Genomic DNA, 23,446 nt, shown 5'->3' with positions numbered 1-23,446 from the left:
TATTACTGATGTCTGATAATATGAAAAGGATAAAAATAAGCAGTTTACGGGTAGAGCAAATATGTGTGCTATTCATTTTGCAATTATTTGTCACAGTTTCTTATGCTGCGCTCAATCATACGGCTATTCCACCAATAAAGTTCAAGCAACTTTCTATATTTAATACTCTCCCTACTGACGAAATTCAGAAAATCTATCAAGACAAGGATGGCTTCATGTGGTTTGCCACGCGTAATGGGCTTGGAAAATATGATGGTTATCAAACTACACTCTATAAATCCAATTTATATTCTCCGGGCTTGCTGACAAATAATAATGTTTATTGTTTGGCAGATGATAATGACCATAAACTGTGGATTGGGACGCAAGAAGGTGTAAATGTACTGGACAAGAAAACGGGAAAATTTCGTAAATATCTCTTACCGGACATTCCGCATAATGTCATATCTTGTATGTTAGTAACTAAAGATAATAATGTGTGGGTGGGAACAGACAATGGATTATGCAGATATGACCGGGAACGCGATTCTTTTGTTGTTTATACAGGCGAACTGACAGGGGGAGTTTTGAATAATGGTATTATTAAGGCATTATACGAGGACTCGGAGGGCGATTTATGGATTGGAACGTGGGATACAGGGCTTTACCGTTATTCTCCGGCAGCTAATAAATTTTACGCCTACCCCGAGATAAACGACAGGAACTCCGCCCATGTGATTTACGAAGATACAAACAAGGCTATCTGGATAGGCAGTTGGGCACGGGGGCTCTTTAAGATTCGGAATCCCAAAGATATGGAGCATGTTTCTTATATAAGCTATCATCATATGGCAGGAGATGAGAATAGTTTGTCTGATGACGTAGTATATGATATTTGTGAAGATTTCAATACACATTCTTTATGGATTGGGACTCGAAGCGGATTGAGCATAATGAAATATGACGAACCGGGCACTTTTATCAATTATATGTCTAAAAATGCGGCTAACCACATCCCTTGCGATGAAATAAATTCTATCGTAAGGGATAGTTTTGGGAATATGTGGATTGGCTCTATAGGTGGAGGAGTCATGATGGCGGATACCCGTCGACCTTTATTTTCTCAATATAACCTGAATTTGATGGACAAAGATATACCGACTACATCCGTAAGGGCTTTGTTTGTTGATTCTGAACATAATCTTTGGATGGGGATAGGTACTTATGGATTAGCTTGTCAGAAATATGCAACAGGGCAATTAATAACAAATTCCCATATACCGGAATTTTCGGAAATAACTTCTGTGCCGACTGTTTATTCTATCATTCAGCGGAAGAAGAATAATGAGATTTGGTTCGGAACTTATGACGGTGGGCTTTTCATATACCAAAAAGGAGAAAAGGTGAAGAATCTGTACGATTATAATTGTGATTTCCTTACCTCTTCTTGTGTATCGGCACTTTTTGAAGATACAAAGGAAAACTGTTGGGTGGGTACACGCGGCGGGTTAGGAGTCAGCAGGGCTGACGGGACTAGTTATAAGTTTGGACTGATGGATTTTGGCGATGGCTTATCGACGAGTTGGATATATGTGAGAGACATCATTGAGGATATAGACCATAGTATATGGTTGGCAACAGGAAATATGGGGCTTATCCATATAACGGGTGATATAAACGAACCGTCGTCATTAAAATTCAGGAATTACAGCTATCGCAGCCAAAAATTACAAACAAATTCTGTGTTATGCCTTCATATTGACCAATCAGGTAATATGTGGGCTGGGACAGAAGGCGGCGGTTTATACCTTTATAGTCGCAAGGAAAAACGGTTTGAGGAAAAGAACCATGAATATAATATCCCCGGTGATATGGTTGGCTGTATAGAAGAAGATGAACGGGGGAACCTCTGGTTGGGAACGAATGCGGGGCTTGTGAAATTGAGTGTGAAAACCAATGAGAAATCCCCTATTGTACGAGTATATACATCGGCAGATGGTTTGCAGGATAATTTTTTTATTGCAAATTCTTCTTGTAGCTGGAATGGTGAACTCTTCTTTGGAGGGTATAAGGGCTATAACAGTTTTTTTCCTGATAATATGGAGGAGTACCAGCATGAGGTGCCTTTCCTGTTTACAGATATTAAAATATTCAACAGGTCTTTTAGTACATTGCCACCGGAAGTAAGAACGCGTATATCTTCTTGTATGCCGTCTTTTACCGAGAAAATAGAATTACCTTACGAATATAATAATTTTAGTATAGAGTTTGCTGCGCTTACCTATAAGAATCCTGAATTAAATCAATATGCTTACCGGCTTGAGGGCTTTGATAAGGAGTGGCAATATACCGGCGCTGACCGTCGTTTTGCGTATTATAATAATTTGGAAAGCGGCACTTATAAGTTTCAGTTAAAGGCTACTAATGAAAATGGAATATGGAGTGGATATATCCGTGAACTTACGGTCATTGTTCATCCGCCGTTTTGGGTCACCTGGTGGGCGTATCTCATTTATGGCATAATGATAATCCTTGTCTGTTTTTATCTATACCGGACTGCGAAAAATCGTATACTTCTTCAAAATGAATTGCGGTTGAAAGAAATGGATAAGGCAAAGGCTGAGGAACTGAATCATGCCAAGCTACAGTTCTTTACCAATATAACTCATGAGTTATTGACCCCTCTGACTATCATTTCCGCCACGGTGGATGAATTGAAAATGCAGGCTCCAAATCATGACGACCTTTATGCTGTGATAGGGAGTAATATCCGCCGTCTCATTCGGTTGTTGCAACAGATTCTTGAATTCCGCAAAGCGGAAACCGGCAATCTGAAACTCCGGGTCTCTCCTGGAGATATTGCTGCTTTTGTGAAGAATGAGGCAGAAAGTTTCCGCCCGTTAATCAAAAAACGCAAGATACACTTTTCCGTGCTTTGTGACCCGGATTCGATTGTAGGATATTTTGACACGGACAAACTGGATAAGATTCTTTATAATCTCCTTTCCAATGCAGCAAAGTATAGTCAGGAAGGAGGATATATTCAAGTTACCGTTTCGTATTCAGAGAACAAAGACTTTATTCTTTTACGAATCAAGGATAATGGGAAAGGTATCTCTAAAGAAAAACAGAAAACTCTTTTCCAGCGTTTTTATGAGGGCGATTATAGAAAATTCAATACGATAGGCACGGGTATAGGACTCTCACTGACGAAAGATTTGGTTGAATTGCATGGAGGAAGCATAGCGGTAGAGAGTGAGGTTGACAAAGGGACAGAATTTATTGTTGCTTTACCTATTGACCGTTCTTATTTCAAAGAGGAACAGATAGACGACGATGTAGCCCTTCCGGCTCCAAGGACAATTGATTATGAAGACAATACAGGAGAAATAAATGAAGCAGTTCCTTTGGAAACGAAAACGAATACGATTCTTGTCATAGAAGACAATGAGGAACTGTTACAGTTGATGGTAAGGTTGCTACGGCGCGATTATAATGTGTTTACGGCTGAAAATGGCAAGGAAGCTGTTGTTGTTTTGGAGAATGAAGACATTGATTTAATTGTTTCTGATGTAATGATGCCTGAAATGGATGGCATCCAGTTCTGTAAATATGTGAAAAACAACCTGGAAATAAGCCATATTCCCGTTATATTGCTGACTGCCAAGAATAAAGAGGAGGACCGTGCAGAAGCCTATGAGGTAGGTGCAGATGCGTTTATCAGTAAACCGTTTAATTTGGCAGTCTTGCATGCCCGCATACGTAACTTGTTGAAGTACAAGGAACGTATGGCATGGGATTTTAAGAAACAGTTGGTATTTGAGGTGAAAGATATGAACTATACCAGCATTGATGAAGACTTTATGCAGCGTGCCATTGACTGCGTAAATCATCATCTTGATGATTGTAGTTTCGACCAGACACAGTTTGTAGAGGAGATGAATACCAGTAAGTCTACTTTGTATAAGAAATTGAAATCTTTGACGGGGCTGAATACTTCCGCTTTTATCAGGAACATTCGTCTGAAGGCTGCGTGCAGAATTATGGAAGAAAAGGGAGCGAACGTCCGTGTATCAGAATTGGCGTATGCCGTAGGTTTTAATGACCCTAAATATTTCAGCTCTTGTTTTAAGAAAGAATTTGGAATGTTACCGTCAGAATACATTGACCGTTTCTTACTAAAAGAAGGATAAAGAGCACAGGCAGCTATCCTATTCTTTTTCTCAAGATTTTAAAAAGGAAATGTTTGATTTCTTTCAAGAGCTCGTATGTCGAATTATAGTTCAAATAAGATGAATATCTAAAATTCTACCTTGAATAACTATCCTTGGAGTCATGTTGGAGTGCTATTGGTTATGTTTGCATCAATGATTCAGAAAACATAATGAATCATTTAGCTAACTTAATGTTTAATCTTAATATTTATACTAAATGGAAAAACAAAAGCAATTCCATGAAAGACAAGCGGGAAAGAAATGTCGGCTACTTCCGGTAGCACTCTCGTTGTTTTTGTTTCTTTTGATTCCTCTGAAAGGATATGGAGACGAGAATCCCATAGTGGAGGTGGTGCAGCAAAACTCCAAAGTGACAGGCACGGTGGTGGATGCTAATGGTGAGCCTGTGATTGGTGCTAATGTTACGGTAGTGGGAACTACGCTGGGAACCATTACCGATATAGACGGGCGTTTTTCTCTCAATGCGAATTCCAGTGCAAAAATTAAAATTAGTTTTATCGGTTACAAAGAAAAAGTGGTAACCATTAAGAAAGGTATTAGTCTCAATATAGTTTTGGAAGAAGATGCACAGTCATTGGGGGAAGTTCAGGTGGTAGCTTATGGTGTTCAGAAAAAAGTGTCTATCACGGGGGCTATTTCTTCTATGAAGGGAGATGACTTGTTGAAGACTCCGGCGGGATCTTTATCTAATGTATTGTCCGGGCAAATCACAGGTATTTCTTCCGTACAGTATTCCGGTGAGCCGGGAGCGGATGCGGCGGATATTTATGTACGTGGTGTCGCTACATGGAACAATGCGAAACCGTTGATTCAGGTAGATGGTGTAGAACGAGATTTCTCGCAGATTGACCCGAATGAAATCGAGAGTGTGACTGTGCTCAAAGATGCTTCAGCTACGGCTGTATTCGGTGTGCGGGGTGCCAATGGTGTTATCTTGATTACGACCAAACGTGGGGCTGAAGGAAAGGCAAAGGTTTCTTTCTCCACGTCAGCCGGTGTCAATGTGCGGACGAAGGATCTGGAGTTTGCCAATTCCTACCAGTATGCTTCCTATTATAATATGATGAAGGTCAATGATGGCGGGGTAGCTACTTTTAGCGATGAACAGCTGGAAACGTTCCGTAATCATTCTAATCCGTTGATATATCCGGATATTAACTGGATTGATTATTGTATGAATAAGGCTGCTTTTCAGTCTCAACATAATGTGAATATATCTGGTGGAACTAGCAATATGAAATATTTTGTCTCTGCCGGTTTGTTCACGCAAGGTGGTATGTTCAAGCAGTTCAATGCAACGGATGACTTTAACTTTGATTACAAGCGTTATAATTATCGTGCTAATTTGGATTTTGATGTAACGAAAACAACTTTGCTGTCAGTTAATATTGGTGGTCGTATAGAGACCAAACGTACTCCTGAATCAGGTGAAGACCAGAATCAATTGTTCCGTAAGCTCTATTGGGCGGTTCCTTTTGCGGGTGCAGGTATTGTAAACGGTGAACGTGTCGTATCTAATTCCGAAATTCTCCCTTTTACGGGAATGGACGGATTGAGCTCTTATTATGGAAAGGGCTTTCAGACAAAGACGACAAATGTTCTGAATGTAGACCTTGCATTAAACCAGAAACTGGATTTCATCACAAAAGGATTGTCCGTGAAACTGAAAGGTGCTTATAACTCAGAATATGCTAATATAAAAAAGGCAAGTTCGTCCAAGGCTTATTATACACCTGTTGCAAATGCTGATGGTTCTATTTCTCTTCGTAAATATGGGACTGATTCTCAATTAAGTTACGATGAACCTGACAATGGCTTTTCTAAAGCGCGTAACTGGTATATGGAACTGGCTTTGAATTATGCCCGTAAGTTTGGAGATCATAATGTGACAGCATTGTTACTCTATAATCAGTCAAAGAAATATTATCCGTCAGAGTACTCTGACATTCCTACCGGATATGTAGGTTTGGTAGGGCGTGTGACTTATGATTGGAAAACCCGTTACATGGCAGAGTTTAATGCGGGTTATAACGGCTCGGAAAACTTCCGTCCGGGAAATAGGTATGGTTTCTTTCCGGCAGGTTCATTGGGATGGGTCGTGAGTGAGGAGTCTTTCTTCCAACCAGTTAAAAGTGTGGTGAATTATTTGAAACTACGTGCTTCTGTAGGAATGGTGGGTAATGATGTATCACAACGATTCTTATATCTGCCTGATTCTTACCAATATGGTGATGGAGGATATTATTTCGGACAGAATGTTGGAAATAAAATGCCCGGTGCCAGTGAAGTCAGCCGTTCTAATCCGGACGCCAAGTGGGAAACTGCTATAAAGCAGAATTATGGAGTGGATGCCACTTTTTTGGCGGAGCGTTTGACGGTTTCTTTAGATTACTTTAGAGAAGACCGTAGTGATATTTTATCTAAACCCGATTATTTGCCGGCAATTCTAGGCATGTCACTTCCTTCTGTTAACGTTGGGGAGACATTGAATAGAGGATTTGAAGTACAGTTGAAATGGAACGAAACTCTGAAAAATGATTTCAGATATTGGGCAAACTTTAATATTTCTTTCTCAAGGAATAAAATTGTTTACAAGAATGAGGTAGATCAAAATGAGCCTTGGATGTATGAGACAGGACGTAGAATAGGTTCCCGTTCGATGTATAAGTTTTGGGGCTTCTATGATGAAACGGCAGATATACGTTATCAGGAAGAGTTTGGACGTCCGATAGCTGATCATGGTATTACGTTGGTGCCGGGTGATTGCGTTTATGTGGACTTGAATGCCGATGGTGAAATAAACTCTAATGATGCTACGCGGGATATAGGATATACGGATATGCCGGAATACACGGCCGGATTGAATACCGGATTCAGCTGGAAGAATTTTGATTTCTCCATGCAATGGACGGGAGCTTGGAATGCGGACCGTATGTTGGACGAATTCAGACGTCCGTTGGGTGATACGAATGAAAAGGGATTGTTGCTTTATCAGTATGATACAACGTGGCGTTCATCGGCTGATACATTCACAGCTAAGTTTCCGCGTACTTCCAGTCTGCATGCTTCCAATAATTATGCAGGGTCTGACTTGTATTTGGTTAATGCCAGCTATTTACGTCTGAAGAGTATTGAGATAGGTTATAATTTCAATTTCCCTTTCATGAAAAAAATGAAGATGGATAATTGCCGGTTATATGTCAATGGATATAATTTGGTTACTATTACCGGATTCAAATGGGGAGACCCCGAATCTCGTCAGAGTTCCCGCCCTAATTATCCTTTGACACGTGTGTTTAATATTGGATTGAAACTTGGATTCTAATGCTTTATGAATAATATGATGAAACATTTAAGTAAATGGTTTATTGCGGCATTTGCAGGAGTGGCTTTGTTTGCCTCTTCTTGTGTCGATCAGGTGAAATTTGGAGATAGCTTTTTAGAAAAAGCTCCGGGGGTAGCAGTAACGCAAGATACAATCTTCGGAAAAGCGACTTATGCTCGTGCTTTCTTGTGGGATACTTATAGCAAACTTTATTATGGGCTCCCTGTATATTGGAATACTGTGGAGGGAAAAATGAATACCGGGATCTTTGAAATGATGTCCGATTGTTGGCATAGCCACACAGACTGGAACGGAATTAACCGGAAATACTATTCGGGTTCTTATAAGGCTGGTGATGAGGATAGCAGCGATGATACACGTTTCGGGTATACTAAAGAGAACTGTTGGGAGGCGATTCGTGCCGCATTACTTTTTGTGGAGAATGTAGATCGGGTTCCGGATATGGATGATGCGGAGAAAAAACGTTTGGCGGCAGAAGCTAAAGTGATTGTCGCATCTCGTTATTTTGATTTGTTCCGCCATTTTGGAGGGCTTCCGTTAATTAAGGAAACCTATGATGTGCAGCCTTCTTATGAACTGCCTCGTGCTACGGTGGAAGAAACAGTGAAGTATATGGTTGATCTTTTGGACGAGGCTGCTGCCACTCCCCAACTTCCGTGGGATTTGGGAACGGATGACACGAACTGGCAGGGACGCTTTACCAAGGCATCCGCTATGGGGCTGAAGTGCAAGATTCTTTTATTTGCGGCCAGTCCGTTGTTTAATGATAATGTTCCTTATTGTATGGAGCCACCGCAAGATGCTGTGGTTAATCATCAGGTGTGGTATGGTGCCTACAAACCGGAATTGTGGGATCAGTGCTGGCAGGCTTGTGTTGATTTCTTTACGGAACTTCAGTCAAAAGGATATTATGAACTGACGCAGGCAACAGAAGCTACGGCACAAGGTTATAGAAATGCGTACAATAAGGCTTATTTTACCCGTGAGAATAATAAGGAGCTATTGATTTCTACACATATTTCCCGTTTTGGTAAATTTAATTCATGGGATGAATGGCAGTATATTTTTGTCAAAGGAGACAATGGCACGGTTTATACAGGTGGACTGACTCCTACATTGGAATTTATGGAGATGTTCCCGATAAGTAATGGTGAACCTTTCCGGTTGAATGCTGCTACAAACCCGTTTTATACGGATAATGACTATAACCGACCGACTCGTGACCCGCGTCTGTATGAAACGATGCTGGTGAATGGAACACAGTTTGGTGATCATGCTGCCGAATTATGGATTGGAGGACGTGACAATATCAATGATACGGAGAAGGAGACAGGCAAGTATGCTACCGGATTCGGGTGTTACAAGTTCTATAAGGAAGGCGTCAATTCTCTGAAAGATAAATATCTGCAATGGCCATATCTGCGTCTGGCAGAAATGTATCTGATTTATGCGGAAGCATTGCTTAAATCTAAAAATGATTTGACAGGGGCTATTGAGCAAGTTAATAAAGTACGTGTCCGTGTCGGTTTAGGTGACTTGGCAGCTTGTAATCCGGACAAGAATCTGACGACCGATGCTGATGCTTTGTTGGAAGAAATTCTTAGAGAGCGTGCTTGTGAATTGGGGCTGGAAGATGTACGTTTGTTTGATATGACACGATATAAGAGAGAAGATCTTTTCAGAAAACAACTTCACGGATTAAAGATTTATAGAAATGATGGGGGAGGAAACACTCCTTGGTCCGGAACTACAGGAAACAGCAGTGCTTATCCTAAACCGACACAATTCACTTATGAGGCGTTTCCGCTGGTAAATCCTTCCCGTGCATGGTGGAGTAATTTCAGTCCGAAGTGGTATTTGTCGGCATTTCCACCATCAGAGGTGAACAAGAAATACGGGTTGACTCAAAATCCCGGATGGAATTAATGTGGAATAACTACGATTAATCATAGAATAAAATGAAAAAATATAAGATATTAGCTTTAGCGATATTCGCTAGTGTCACCTTGAACGGATGGGCGCAAAGTGAAGATAATGTGACCGGAAGGGTTCTCGATAAAAAAGGGAAACCGGTAGCGGGAGCTTTAGTTTCGGTTGAAGAGAATCCGCTGGTACGGGTGGCTACAGATAGAAACGGACGTTTTGAAATCATTGCGGTGAAAGGAAGCCGGTTGAAAGTACAGACTGGCGATGATGCAACGAAGGTGGTGAAAGTAGACAACGGAAAGGAATTGACCGTTGTCATGGATTATTCCTCAGAGAAAGTAAACTACGGATTTGGCTTGCAGCAGACGAATGCAGAGTCTACCGGTGCCGTATCTACTGTATATGCAGAGAATATAGATAAAAGTTCAGCTTTTTCAATCGGGAATTCATTATATGGTAATGTGTTGGGACTGACTACCATGCAAAGTACTGGTGTAGTATGGGAACAGATGCCGTCAATGTATATCCGTGGATTGAAAACACTGAATGATAATAATGGAATCTTGTTGGTAGTAGACGGACTTGAGCGGGATAATAACTGGCAGGCTTTGAAATATATCACTCCGGAAGAAGTGGAATCTGTTAGTGTTCTCCGTGATGCGGCTGCGTTGGCTCTTTATGGCTATAGGGGAGTGAATGGCGTAGTCAATATTGTGACAAAACGTGGTAAATACAATAGTCGTGAGATTAATTTCTCTTATGATCATGCTTTCAATTATATGACGCGCAAGCCGGAAATGGCAGATGCTTATACGTATGCTTCCGCTCTGAATGAGGCATTGGCAAATGATGGCAAGCAGATGCGCTATTCGCAGAATGAACTGAATGCGTTTAAGAATGGTACCTCGCCTTATCTTTATCCGAATGTAAACTGGTGGGAAGAGGTCTTTCGTGATCGTGGAGCGTCAGATATCGCGACATTGAGTTTCCGCGGCGGATCTACCAAGATGCGTTATTATACAATGATGAATTTGCAGAATAACCGTGGGTTTATCAAAAACTTCGATACGAATGCCGACTATTCCACTCAGGAAAAGTATTCAAAAGCTAACTTCCGTACCAATCTGGATATTGATTTGTCACCGAAAACAAAGATGAAGGCCAATATCATGGGGATTTTGAATGAATTCAGTCGTCCGGGCATGGGCAGCGATAATTTGATAAGCAAGTTGTACCAATTGCCTTCAGCAGCTTTCCCTATCCGTACGGAAAGTGGTTTGTGGGGAGGAAGCACCACTTGGGGGGAGAACTGGAATCCGGTAGCGTTGACCGAAGGGCGTGCATATTCAAAAGGACATACCCGTGGATTATATGCTGATATGTCTTTGCGGCAGGATTTGTCTTCTTTAACTAAGGGTTTGGGAGCCTCTGTCCGTATAGGATATGATAATCTCGCTTCTTATTGGGAGAATCATACGAAAGGATATAAGTATGGCATGGCATCTGTGGTGTCCTGGGAAAATGGGCTGCCGGTAGCAGGTGAGGAAGTGACGGGAGGAAAAGACACGGAAATGTCAGGCGACAGTAAACTTGACTGGCAATACCGCGCCTTTAATTTTCAGATGAATGTTGACTGGCAACGTCAGTTTGGTGCGCACAGTCTGCATTCCATGCTGCTTTATACCTATAAATATGATAATGCTAAAGGCATCAATAATACGTTCTACCGTCAGAATGCGGGCTGGTATACTCATTATGGCTTTAAGAACCGTTACTTTGCGGATTTTACATTGATGGCTTCTGCTTCCAACTTATTGGCGCCCGATCATCGTTGGAATGTGTCTCCTACAGTTGGGCTGGCATGGCTCATTTCTAATGAGAAGTTTATGCAACGTCAGAATGTGGTGGATTTCCTGAAGCTGCGGGCTTCGTTCGGTATTTTGAATACGGATAATATTCCCGGTAACGGCTATTGGAATGAGACGGTAGGTGGCGGTAATGGCTATCCGATAAATAACAATTTCGGTGGCGATGGTGGCTGGCATGAAGGCCGTTTGGCTTCTGTTAACGGAACCACAGAAAAAGCTTATAAATATAATGCGGGTGTGGACGCTACTTTATTCAAGGGGTTGACTTTGACAGTGGACGGTTTTTATGAAAGACGTTCTGATATTTGGGTCAGTTCAGACGGACAAAACTCGGCAGTGCTGGGTGCATCCGGCTCTTATGTCAATGCGGGTATCGTAGATAGTTGGGGTACGGAAATCGGTGCCAATTACTATAAGAAGATTGGTAACGTGGAATTAAATCTGGGCGGAACATTCACTTACAACCGGAGTAAAATTGTAGAGATGCTGGAAGAACCTGCTGCCTATGACTATACGCGTTCTACGGGAAATCCGGTAGGGCAGATCTTTGGATTGCAGGCTATCGGATATTTTGTGGATCAGGCAGATATAGATAATAGCTTGCCACAACAGTTTGGACCGGTAAAGGCCGGAGATATCAAATATAAAGATATGAACGGTGATAAAGTGATTAATTCGGATGACAGAGTAGCTATGGGATACAATAGTACGTGTCCTGAAACTTATTATTCGTTCAGTCTTGGTTTGGAATGGAAGGGACTGGGTTTTAGTGCACAATTCCAGGGAGTGGGAAATTATACGGCAATCTTGTCAGGAACTTACTACCATCCTTTGGTAGATAATACGACGATTTCCAATTATGCTTATCAGAACTGCTGGACACCGGAAACTCCGAATGCCCGTTTCCCAAGGTTGACGACGGAAACCGTTGACAACAATCTGCAGACAAGTTCTTTATGGTTGGCAGATCGTTCTTTCTTGAAGTTGCGCAATTGTGAGGTGTATTACAAACTTCCTTCATCTTGGTTGAACAGGTTCTGGATGAAAAATGCGAAAGTATATGTACGAGGGGTTGATTTACTTAGTTTTGATAGTATTGACCAACTGGATCCGGAAGCGATGAATAACTCTTATCCTGCTACCCGTTCTGTTCATGTTGGTTTGTCAGTAGGATTTTAACGTTTAATGCTATAAAAAGAAAGAAACTATGAATTTGAAAAATATATGCTTGGGAATAGCTTGTATAGCGGTGGTGTCTGCTTGCAGCGACAAGATGGATTATCATGAATACACATCGTATGACAAGGATTATGTCTTTTCGGACTTTTCCCGTACGGCAGGATTTGTGAATAATATCTATAGTTATCTGGACTCTGATTTGCCAAGTTATCAGTCAATGGCTTCCGCTTGTGATGAAGCGGAAATGGCTGTTACTTATTCGTCTGTTCTCGACTATACAAATGGTGCCTGGAGTGCATTGAATCCTAAATCCCTATGGGGGTATTATTCGGGTATCCGTGCAGCCAATTACTATCTGGAAGAGAGTAAGGAACTTGATTTTTATGACTTGCGCTATGCGCAGGATTATGAAGCTCAAATGAACCGGTTCAACCGTTACCAGTATGAGGTTCGTCTGCTACGTGCGTATTATTATTTCTTGTTGGTGCGTGCGTATGGGGATGTGCCCTTCACAGAGGATGTATTGACAGAGAAAGAAGCCAATTCTCTTTCACGTACTCCGGCATCAGAGGTTTTTGATTTTATTATTAGTGAATGTGAGGAAGTGGCACCGGAATTGCCTGTTTCTTATTCCGCTTTGGATAATGATGCCGCAGGTGGTTCCAACCCGGAGGCCGGTCGTGTCACGCAGGGAACGGCTTTGGCTTTAAAGGCCCGCGCTGCATTGTATAAAGCAAGCAAGTTGTTCAGTGGTGGTGAAGACCGGAACTTATGGCGTGAAGCTGCTGTAGCCAATAAGGCTGTTATTGATTATTGTATGGCTAACGGCATCCGGCTTGGAAAATACACGGATATCTGGGGTACTGATAATTATCAAGCTTCTGAAATGATTTTCGTCCGTCGTATTGGAGATACAAGTAGTCCGGAATATACTAATTTCCCGGTTGGTATGGAGAATGCCAATTCCGGTAATTGTCCGACACAAACATTGGTAGATGCTTATGAATCGAAGGATAATGGAGATAAAGATCCGCGTTTCGGTATGACTATCGCTTGTAATGGTGATAAATGGCCGAATACGAATCCGACCCCGTTGGAAACATTTGTCGGCGGTAAGAACGGATTGCCGCTGCCTTATGCTACACCTACCGGTTATTACTTGAAGAAGTATCTGGACGCATCTACTGATATCAGTGCGGAGAGTGGCAGTGGTGGCAAACGGCATAACTGGGTTGTGTTTCGTCTGGGAGAATTTTATCTGAACTATGCAGAGGCAGTCTTCCGCTATTTGGGAACAGCCGGTACTACGGACGATGAATTTGGAATGTCGGCTTGTGCCGCAATCAATAAGGTGCGTCAGCGTTCGGATGTACGAATGCCGGATTTTCCGGATGATATTTCTAATACGGATTTTTGGGAACGGTATAAAAAAGAAAGAATGGTTGAACTGGCTTTTGAACAGCATCGCTTCTGGGATGTCCGCCGTTGGAAAGAAGGTGGATTCACTAATATCGGGCGTATGGAGATTATTAGAAATACAGATGGAAGTTTCCGGTATAATCGGGTAAATAAGTCATTGGTCTGGGATGATAAAATGTATTTCTTTCCGATTCCGGCTTCGGAAATGCGCAAGAATCCGAATCTGAGCCAGAATCCGGGATGGTAAGTTTTATTAATGATAAAAGATAAAAGCTATGAAGTTGAGTATAAAATATATGATTGCAGCCTTTACTTTTCTGGGAATGATTGGTTGTGATAAGAATTTTGAAGAATTTGAGACGTCAGGGGGAGGCTCTCCTGTAACGATTGAACTTTCGACTGTCACTCCGGAGGCTTTACCGGGGCAGATAAAACTGACATGGAAAGCGCCGGAAGGTGATTATGCTTATATGCAGATCCGCTATTATGATCCTTTGCTAAAGAAGAATGTTTGTAAGATTGCTTCTAAAGGAACAACCGAAATGTTGATAGAGAATACTCGTGCTCGTTTCGGAGACTATACTTTCTATTTGCAGACTTTTAGTGCGGCTCATGAAGCAGGAGCAGTTCAGGAATTGAAAGCGCGATCAGGAGCAATGCCTGCATCGTATACGGAAAAATCCCGTACGCAGGTTACTCTGACAGTAGACCAGTTGTCTTGTAATTATCCGGATGCGTCCGAAGGGTATTTTGACCGTCTGATAGATGGAAAAACGGCGGATCCCTCTTTCTTTCACACCAACTGGCATTCCCCGCAAGTGGCTCTGCCACACTATATACAGATTGATTTGAAAGAAGAACATGAAAATTTTGCATTTGAGTATTATACACGAGATACAGGTAATTCGGATGGATTTCCAACTTCTGCAGAGTTGCAGATTAGTACGGACGGCGTACAGTGGGAAACAGTCTCTTTTTTGACTGGACTGCCAACGACACGTCAGACAAAGTATGCTTCAGATTTTGTAATGCCGGGAAAGAAGTTTAAATTTTTCCGTTTCAATGTATTGACAAGTTCGCAGGATAAAAAATATTTCCATGTTGGAGAGATTGCCTTCTTTGATGCGGATATTGAAACGTATGACCCGGAAACAGTTCCCTTGGATTAATTTAAAATGAAATGTATAATGAAAATGAATAAAATATGGATGGTCGCCTGCATGGCGGCCACCTTCATCGGTGGAGTGTATGGCTGTGACGATGATAAAAATTTTAGTTATGAAGGTCAGTTAGATCTGAATTTGTTGAATCTGACGCAGGCCCGTGATGTGTGGGATGGTGCGGAGTGTAATGTAATTACGGCTTTACAGCAAAGTGAGGATGAAACACCTGTCAAGAACTTTACTTACAAATTGAGTTTGTCTCTTTATCAAGAACGTATAGCCAGACAAGAAGCTAAGGTTAGCCTGGTTGTGAATAAGGATACATTGAATAAAGTACTGGCTAAGGTATCTGAAGGAGGTATTTACGCAAAATATGATGGTGCGGAACTACTTCCGGAGTCCTTTTATCATTTATCTTCCCCGACATTAACGCTACAAGCAGGTGAAACAAAATCGGATGCCGTATCAGTGACTGTCTATTCTAGCGAACTGATTGCTGCTTGTCAGGAGGCGGAGCGAAATCTGTTGTATCTGCTTCCATTAACGATTGAGTCCTCATCTTCTTATGGAATTAATCCTAAAACAAATACATTGATGCTACTATTCAATGTGAACTATGTGAAACCGGTGGAACCGGAAGATCAGGAAGCATACGTGGCCGACAAGGTGGGGGTAGCTGATGACCATACATTGGAAAATGGAATGCAACTGTTGTGGCACGATGAGTTCAACGGTACAGGAGAACCGGATGGTAATATATGGCGCTTCGAAACCGGATTCCAGCGGAATGAAGAAGACCAATGGTATCAGAAAGATAACGCACAGATGAAGGAAGGTGCTTTGTGTATAGAAGGACGGCAGGAAGCTGTGAAAAATCCGAATTATCAGGCAGGCAGCAGTGATTGGAAGAAAAATCGCGAATATTCGGAATATACTTCGTCTTGTATTGTCGTAAAGGATGCGTATGTATTTAAGTATGGCCGCATGGAGGTACGTGCAAAGATACCCGTGGCTCAAGGTGCATGGCCGGCTATCTGGTCAACCGGCAACTGGTGGGAATGGCCGTTGGGTGGAGAAATTGATATGTTGGAATTCTATAAGGAAAAAATACATGCTAATGTATGTTGGGGTGGAGACTCCCGTTGGTCGGGTACTTGGAATTCAAAAAACTATCCTATCACGAACTTCACTTTCAAAGATAAACAATGGGCTGACAAGTATCATCTGTGGGTGATGGATTGGGATAAGGATTTCATTCGTATTTATCTGGATGGCGAGTTGCTGAATGAAACGAATTTGGCTACGACTGTGAACAAAGGTGACAATGGAGCCGGAGAAGGCGGGCATCAAAATCCTTATTCAAACGATTACGAGGGGTTTGGACAGCGTATGATGCTGAACCTTGCTATTGGTGGTATTAATGGAAGACCTGTGGATAACTCTGCGTTCCCTTTGAAATATCATATAGATTATATACGTATCTACCAGTCTAAAAAATAAATATATTGATATCCTGAGACATCTATTGATGATGAAAAAGAATAATACATGTATATTATTGTTATTACTGTCAACCTTACCTCTGATTGTTACCGCGCAGAGCAATGATTGGCGGTTGATCTGGAGCGATGAGTTTAATACGGAAGGGAGATTGTCCCCTTCCGTATGGAATTATGAACAAGGGTATGTTCGTAATGAGGAGGCTCAATGGTATCAGCCGGACAATGCAGTTTGTAAAGGGGGCTTTCTTGTCATCGAAGCCCGGAAGGAACAAGGTCGCCGGAATCCTATTTATGTGCGTGGTAGTAACGATTGGCGCAAAAAACAGGAGTTTGTAGAATATACTTCTTCATCGGTGACGACCGCTGGAAAGAAGGAGTTTCTCTACGGGCGCTTTGAAGTGCGTGCCCGCATACCGGTGGCGAAAGGCGCATGGCCGGCTATCTGGATGTTAGGAAGTAATATGGAGTGGCCCTCCTGTGGAGAGATAGATCTTATGGAATATTACCATATCAGGGGGATTCCTCATGTTTTGGCAAATGCTGCGTGGGGAACAGATAAGAAATGGATTGCAAAATGGGATAGTCGGGCTATTCCATATTCTCATTTTACAAATAAGGATTCTGATTGGGCTTCCAAATTCCATATTTGGAGAATGGATTGGGACGAAGAAGCGATTAAGATTTATTTGGATGATGAACTTTTAAATGAGATTCCTTTGAATAATACGGTAAACGGAAGTATCGGCAAAGGGGCGAATCCTTTTACGAAACCACAATATCTTTTGTTGAATCTTGCTATTGGCGGTATTAATGGTGGTCCGGTTGATGAAACTGTTTTTCCGATGAAGTATGAGATAGATTATGTGAGAGTTTATCAGAAGGAGAAAAAGATTGTTTCCGGTAAAGTGTGGAGGGATATGGAAGGGAATGTGATTAATGCGCATGGGGGAGGCATACTTTTTCATCAGGGTATATATTATTGGTTTGGCGAACATCGTCCCGAATCCGGTTTTGTGACTGAAAAAGGAGTAAGCTGTTATTCATCCGTTGATTTATGCAAATGGAAGCCTGAAGGTATTGTCTTGGCTGTATCCGGCAAGAAAGGGGATGATATTGAACAAGGATGTATCATGGAACGTCCGAAAGTGATATATAATGAGAAAACCGGAAAGTTTGTGATGTGGTTTCATTTGGAAAAGAAAGGGAAAGGATACAGTTCTGCGTATGCAGCCGTTGCTGTCAGTGACTCACCAACTGGACCATATCGGTTTATCCGTTCCGGTCGTGTCAATCCGGGCATTTATCCATTAAATATGACGGAAAAGGACAAAAGGATTAAATGGGACTTTTCAGAATATAAAGAATGGTGGACTCCGGGATGGTATAATGCGATTGAAAAGGGATTGTTTGTAAGAAGGGATTTGGAAGGAGGACAAATGTCCCGCGATATGACTCTGTTTGTGGATGATGACGGGAAGGCTTATCATATTTATTCTTCGGAAGATAACCTGACATTGCAGATTGCTGAATTGTCTGATGATTATCTCGATCATACAGGCAGGTATATACGTATTTTTCCCGGCGGACATAATGAAGCTCCCGCTATTTTCAAGAAAGACGGAACGTACTGGATGATAACTTCCGGTTGTACGGGATGGGAGCCTAATAAAGCCCGACTGCTGACAGCCGGTTCGATTCTTGGAGAATGGAAACAACTTCCTAATCCATGCATCGGAGAGAAAGCGGATAAGACGTTCGGGGGACAGGGCACATATATCTTTCCTTTGCAAGGGAAGGAAGACCGATTTGTTTTTATGGCAGATAGCTGGCGTCCGGAGAGTTTGCTGGATTCACGTTATATCTGGCTGCCTATTCAATTTAATGAAAAAGGAATACCTTTTATTGAATGGATTGATAGGTGGAAACCTTATTAATTTCGTATATATAACTGTCTCTGTATGAAATTAGGTCTTTTTGTATCCCTTTTTTGACATAAATTTGGACGTTATTCTTGTGAGTATAAAGTATCTCTGTAAACGAAAAAACTATAATAATATCATGAACTTGAATAGATATTGTGTACTACTATTGCTTATGGCAATTTTGCTGATTCCTTCACAAGACTTGTCGGCAAGAAAGAAAAAACAAGTAAAAGAACCTGCCGACCGTGAGTTATGGGCGGGAGTATTATATCGAATGGCTGAACCCGTGCTTAGTAATATGAGTGAGGGCAAGTTGCAACAGAACATGTTGGTAGAGTTGAGTCCGACATGGGATGGACGAAATAAGAATGTCACTTATATGGAGTGCTTCGGGCGTTTGATGGCAGGACTGGCTCCCTGGATTTCATTGCCGGATGATGATACGGCAGAAGGTGTTCAGCGTAAACAGTTGCGCGAATGGGCGTTAAAGAGTTATGCGCAGGCTGTAGATCCGGAAAGTCCCGATTATTTGTTGTGGAGAAAAGAGGGACAGACGTTGGTGGATGCAGCCTATATTGCAGAAAGTTTCATAAGAGGATATGATGCCTTGTGGGTTCCGCTGGACAGTGTGACAAAACAACGTTATATTACCGAATTTACACAACTTCGCCGGGTAGACCCTCCTTATACTAACTGGTTGTTATTCTCTGCCACAGTGGAATCTTTCCTGCGTAAGGCTGGTGCACCGAGTGATACTTATCGCATTGCTTCGGCTCTACGTAAAGTGGAAGAATGGTATGTGGGAGATGGCTGGTATTCGGACGGTCCGGATTTTGCTTTTGACTATTATAATAGTTTCGTTTTGCACCCTATGTATATAGAACCGTTGGAAATCATGACAAATGCCGGTAAGAACAAAGTCTGGAATATGCCGGATTGCGATTATAATCGTGCAGTCAAACGGATGCAACGCTTTGGAATAATTCTGGAACGGTTTATTTCTCCGGAAGGTACGCTCCCAGTATTCGGGCGTTCTATCACGTACCGTACAGGAACTTTACAACCTTTGGCATTGCTGGCATGGAGAGAGTGGCTCCCTAAAGAATTACCAAATGGACAAGTACGTGCAGCTATGACGGCAGTTATCAAACGAATGTTTAGTGATAATCATAATTTCAATGAAAAAGGATTCCTGACTTTAGGATTCAATGGTAAGCAGCCGAATATATCAGACTGGTATACGAATAATGGTAGCTTATATATGGCTTCACTCGCATTCCTCCCATTGGGACTTCCGGCAGAACATCCATTCTGGACTTCACCTGCCGAGGATTGGACAAGTAAGAAAGCCTGGGAGGGGAAAGATTTCCCGAAAGATCATGCTGTTCATTAAGATGGACTAACTAATAAAGATTTATATATGACTAGACTATTATTATTTATTGTAGTTTGTCTTGGCTTGTTGCCGATGCCGGTACAAGCCCAGAAAAACGCTGCATTTATCCCTGGTGAAGTTTGGAAAGATACGGACGGGAATCCGATCAATGCCCATGGTGGTGGACTTCTATATCATAACGGTACTTACTATTGGTATGGCGAATACAAGAAAGGGAAAACCATTTTGCCTGATTGGGCTACGTGGGAGTGCTATCGTACGGATGTGACCGGAGTAGGTTGTTACTCTTCTAAAGATTTGCTGAACTGGAAATTTGAAGGTATTGTGCTTCCGGCTGTTAAAGACGATCCGGATCATGACCTGCACCCCTCCAAAGTATTGGAACGTCCGAAAGTGGTTTATAATAAGAAAACGGGCAAATTTGTAATGTGGGCCCATGTGGAAAGTGCTGATTACAGTAAGGCTTGTGCCGGAGTGGCAGTTTCCGATTCTCCTGTCGGTCCGTTCGTTTATCAGGGAAGTTTTCGTCCGAACAATGCGATGAGCCGCGATCAGACTGTTTTTGTGGATGATGATGGACGTGCTTATCAGTTTTATTCTTCAGAAAATAATGAAACGATGTATATCAGCCTTCTGACTGATGATTATCTGAAACCGAGCGGACGTTTTACACGCAATTTCGTAAAAGAATCGAGGGAGGCTCCGGCAGTATTTAAATATAATGGTAAATATTATATGTTAAGTTCCGGTTGTACTGGCTGGGATCCTAATATAGCCGAGATCGCAGTAGCCGATTCTATTATGGGAACATGGAAGACAATCGGAAATCCTTGTACGGGACCGGATGCGGATAAAACGTTTTATGCCCAGAGTACTTATGTCCAGCCTGTTGTCGGAAAGAAGAATGCATATATTGCCATGTTCGACCGTTGGAAGAAGAAGGATTTGGAAGATTCCCGTTATGTATGGCTGCCTGTGTTGGTAAAAGATGGGAAAATAACTATCCCTTGGCATGAAAAATGGAACCTTTCTATCTTTGACAAATAAAAAATAAATATGAAACGGATACTGCTACTACTTTGCGGAATAATGCTCGTTCCCGTTATTGCCTGTTCCCAGCATTTGGTTGAAGTGGGAAAGGGGTATAGCTGTACTTCGGTCAATACGACGGTCTTTCGGAATAATTCGCTGGTTACACACGGTGATGAACAATATATCAGTTATTACGATAACGATGGCTATCTGGTACTTGGAAAGCGGAAACTGGATTCGGAACAATGGACATTACATCGCACCCAATATCAGGGAAATGTGAAGGATGCTCATAATATAATTAGTATGATGATAGATGGAGAAGGATACATGCACGTATCTTTTGACCATCACGGACATCCATTGAATTACTGCCGGAGCATTGCTCCCGGTTCTTTGGAACTGGGGGATAAAATGCCCATGACCGGAGTTGACGAAGGAAATGTCACCTATCCGGAGTTCTATCCTTTATCCGGAGGAGATTTATTGTTTGTTTACCGCTCCGGTTCTTCGGGTCGTGGAAATCTGGTAATGAACCGTTATTCGCTGAAAGAACACAAATGGACTCGTGTGCAGGATATACTGATCGACGGAGAAAATAAACGGAATGCCTATTGGCAGTTATATGTTGATGAGAAAGGGACGATTCATCTTTCATGGGTATGGCGCGAGACCTGGCATGTGGAAACAAACCATGATATTTGTTATGCCCGTTCTTTTGATAATGGGGGAACTTGGTATAAGACGAGTGGAGAACGATATGAACTCCCGATCAAATTGTCCAATGCGGAGTATGCCTGTCGTTTACCTCAAAACTGTGAGTTGATTAATCAGACGAGCATGAGTGCTGATGCAGGAGGAAATCCGTATATAGCTACTTATTGGCGGGAATCCGACAGTGATGTTCCTCAATACCGCATCGTCTGGAATGACGGGAAGATGTGGCATCAACGGCAGATAACCGATCGCCAGACACCTTTTACCTTGAAGGGTGGAGGTACGAAAATGATCCCTATTGCCCGTCCGCGTATTGTGGTAGAAGGTGGAGAAGTCTTTTATATTTTCCGTGACGAAGAACGGGGAAGCCGTGTGTCGATGGCACATGCGACTGATGTGGGTACGAGTAAGTGGACGATAACGGATCTGACGGATTTTTCGGTGGATGCCTGGGAACCCTCTCATGATACGGAACTTTGGAAAAAGCAGCGGAAACTGCATCTCTTTGTACAACACACCCGTCAGGGAGACGGTGAACGCACAGCGGAAATTGAGCCTCAAATGATATATGTATTGGAAACGAATATGGATACAAATAAATAAAGATATGAAGAAACTATATGTAACTCTTTTTTCTGCACTCTTTCTAGGCGGTGCAATCTGTGCAAGTTGTACGGATAAGAAGGATGCTTCTGCTGAAGAAGTGATAAACACTATTCATAAAGTGAATCATTATTGGCAGACGAATCATCCGGAACACGGACGTTCTTTTTGGGATAATGCCGCCTATCACACCGGAAATATGGAAGCTTATTTTTTGACTAAGCAGCCGGAGTACTTGGAATACTCGAAAGCCTGGGCGGAATACAATGAATGGAAAGGGGCAAAATCAGATCATAAGGAAAACTGGAAGTACAGTTACGGTGAAAGTGATGATTATGTGCTTTTCGGTGACTATCAGATTTGTTTTCAGACGTATGCCGATCTCTATAATATGGAACCGGATACACAGAAAATAGCCCGTGCCCGCGAAGTGATGGAATATCAGATGAGTACCCCCAATCATGATTATTGGTGGTGGGCAGATGGCTTATATATGGTCATGCCGGTCATGACAAAGATGTATAACATTACTAAGAATCCGCTCTATTTGGAGAAACTGCATGAATACCTCGCCTATGCTGATAGTATTATGTATGATGAAGAGGCCGGACTTTATTACCGGGATGGAAAATACGTGTATCCTAAACACAAAAGTGTGAACGGCAAAAAGGATTTTTGGGCACGTGGAGACGGCTGGGTATTGGCCGGATTGGCAAAAGTCTTGAAAGAACTTCCTGAAACAGATAAGTATCGTCCGGAATATATAGATCGTTTCCGTACCCTGGCTAAGTCGGTTGCTGCTTGTCAACAGCCGGAAGGTTACTGGACACGCAGTATGCTCGATCCATTGCATGCACCGGGACCGGAAACCAGTGGAACGGCTTTCTTTACCTATGGTTTACAATGGGGAATCAATAACGGTTTCCTGGATGCTGCAGAATATCAGCCGGTGGTTGAAAAAGCATGGAAATATCTCTCAACAGTTGCTTTGCAGCCTGATGGCAAGATTGGTTATGTGCAACCGATTGGTGAGAAAGCGATACCCGGTCAGGTGGTAGACGCAAACTCCACTTCGAATTTTGGAGTAGGTGCGTTTCTATTGGCAGCCTGCGAACGGGTTCGTTATTTGAATAAATAAATACAGGCACGGATTACACGG

The 23,446-nt window shown here is 42.2% G+C and carries 12 protein-coding genes; all 12 read left to right on the top strand.

The window, feature by feature from the left end; all coding sequences use genetic code 11:
• Window positions 1-20: 20 nt before the first annotated feature.
• Window positions 21-4,172: a hybrid sensor histidine kinase/response regulator transcription factor gene (locus I2I13_RS17305; RefSeq protein WP_195650094.1), complete on the top strand. Its 4,152-nt coding sequence runs from the start codon at window positions 21-23 to the stop codon at window positions 4,170-4,172.
• 238 nt (window positions 4,173-4,410) lie between these two features.
• Window positions 4,411-7,539, top strand: a complete 3,129-nt coding sequence (locus tag I2I13_RS17300; RefSeq protein ID WP_074635870.1) for a TonB-dependent receptor — start codon at window positions 4,411-4,413, stop codon at window positions 7,537-7,539.
• 6 nt (window positions 7,540-7,545) lie between these two features.
• Complete coding sequence (locus tag I2I13_RS17295; protein WP_074556692.1) at window positions 7,546-9,486, top strand: RagB/SusD family nutrient uptake outer membrane protein; 1,941 nt, start codon at window positions 7,546-7,548, stop codon at window positions 9,484-9,486.
• Between the two features lie 32 nt (window positions 9,487-9,518).
• Window positions 9,519-12,533, top strand: a complete 3,015-nt coding sequence (locus I2I13_RS17290) for a SusC/RagA family TonB-linked outer membrane protein (protein ID WP_074556693.1) — start codon at window positions 9,519-9,521, stop codon at window positions 12,531-12,533.
• A 28-nt stretch (window positions 12,534-12,561) separates the two neighbouring features.
• Window positions 12,562-14,199, top strand: a complete 1,638-nt coding sequence (locus tag I2I13_RS17285) for a RagB/SusD family nutrient uptake outer membrane protein (RefSeq protein ID WP_074635863.1) — start codon at window positions 12,562-12,564, stop codon at window positions 14,197-14,199.
• 28 nt (window positions 14,200-14,227) lie between these two features.
• Window positions 14,228-15,121, top strand: a complete 894-nt coding sequence (locus tag I2I13_RS17280) for a discoidin domain-containing protein (protein ID WP_074556695.1) — start codon at window positions 14,228-14,230, stop codon at window positions 15,119-15,121.
• Window positions 15,122-15,139: 18 nt separating this feature from the next.
• Entirely contained in the window at window positions 15,140-16,615 is a 1,476-nt protein-coding gene (locus I2I13_RS17275; protein WP_195650093.1) for a family 16 glycosylhydrolase, read from the top strand.
• Window positions 16,616-16,646: 31 nt separating this feature from the next.
• Complete coding sequence (locus I2I13_RS17270) at window positions 16,647-18,551, top strand: family 16 glycosylhydrolase (protein WP_074556757.1); 1,905 nt, start codon at window positions 16,647-16,649, stop codon at window positions 18,549-18,551.
• Between the two features lie 124 nt (window positions 18,552-18,675).
• Entirely contained in the window at window positions 18,676-19,932 is a 1,257-nt protein-coding gene (locus I2I13_RS17265) for a DUF2264 domain-containing protein (protein ID WP_074556696.1), read from the top strand.
• 27 nt (window positions 19,933-19,959) lie between these two features.
• Complete coding sequence (locus I2I13_RS17260) at window positions 19,960-20,982, top strand: glycoside hydrolase family 43 protein (protein WP_074556697.1); 1,023 nt, start codon at window positions 19,960-19,962, stop codon at window positions 20,980-20,982.
• A 9-nt stretch (window positions 20,983-20,991) separates the two neighbouring features.
• Window positions 20,992-22,287 carry a BNR repeat-containing protein gene (locus I2I13_RS17255; protein ID WP_004305061.1) on the top strand — a complete coding sequence of 432 codons (1,296 nt, stop codon included), beginning with the start codon at window positions 20,992-20,994 and terminating at the stop codon, window positions 22,285-22,287.
• Window positions 22,288-22,291: 4 nt separating this feature from the next.
• Entirely contained in the window at window positions 22,292-23,425 is a 1,134-nt protein-coding gene (locus tag I2I13_RS17250) for a glycoside hydrolase family 88 protein (protein WP_195650092.1), read from the top strand.
• The last annotated feature ends 21 nt before the right edge of the window (window positions 23,426-23,446 follow it).

It is taken from the genome of Bacteroides sp. D55t1_190419_B8, from assembly GCF_015558905.1.
In the GTDB taxonomy this organism is placed as follows: Bacteria; Bacteroidota; Bacteroidia; order Bacteroidales; family Bacteroidaceae; genus Bacteroides; species Bacteroides vicugnae.
The sequence above is the reverse complement of the archived record's forward strand: the minus strand, read 5'-3'. Positions and strand labels throughout refer to the sequence as shown.